Genomic DNA, 903 nt, shown 5'->3' on the forward strand with positions numbered 1-903 from the left:
CATTAGCCCAATGGGATCCGGTGTCAGGTACACACCCGCAACAGGCAAAAAATACCGAAACCGATTGTAGACCAGCCCGCTCTCCTCATCCAGCCACTGACCGGCGAATTTTAATCCCGGATTCAGTTCGGCATTTTCCCCCGGCACACCGAGACGCAATCCGTACAAACTCTGCGGCGGCTGGCGCCAGACCCGGTGCCCGGCGGCATCAAACAGCGCCAGCGGTTCACCCGTTGGGGCGCATACCGCATACTGGGTCTGAATCTCCCCGGCCAGCAGTTCATGGCGGTTTTCCGGGTTCAGGCTAAAAAACTGCACCTGTTGCGCCAGTAATTGCCAGCCATCAAACACCAGATGACGGATACTGTACAGCCGGTTGTGCCGGTATTCCCGGATTTCCGCCGGCACATCGCCGTCCCACAGGCAGGTGGTGCGCAGTCCCGCCCGTTCGCACACTTTTTCCGTGCGCCGCCCGAACGCGTCGTAGCGGTAATCCCACTGCTGGCCGCCCGGCGTCAGTACCCCGATAAGCTGGTTCTGGCTGTTCCACCTGAACTTGGTGAGCTGAGCGCGGTGGCCTTCCTGCCACAGCTGCATCGCGGTCATCCGCCCGGCCTCATCATACTCGAACAGGTGCTGACCCAGTTGCCGTAACCGGTGGCCTTTCTGGTAAATACGTTCCCCGTCTATCTCGTTGAGGCCATCCTCAGACGAGTCCGGGTGCGGTCATACTTTTTTACGTCATTTTTCCTTTCAATATCATGCTATTAAAGAACGGCTTTTACCTGTTCCGTTAACGGCCGCGAACCCAAAACGCCGAGGTACACTTTCAGGATTGTCGGCAACGGCTGGACGCTGACCAGCTTGTCTGGGCGGCGGGCGGCCGTTCTGCGGGTGCGGGCG

The 903-nt window shown here is 59.1% G+C and carries 1 protein-coding gene; it reads right to left on the bottom strand.

Annotated features, from left to right (window positions below; all coding sequences use genetic code 11):
• A partial coding sequence (locus Xmir_RS22205; RefSeq protein WP_479688420.1) for an RHS repeat domain-containing protein occupies positions 1-690 on the bottom strand: 690 nt, incomplete at its 3' end.
• Between the last annotated feature and the right edge of the window lie 213 nt (positions 691-903).

The organism is Xenorhabdus miraniensis, assembly GCF_002632615.1.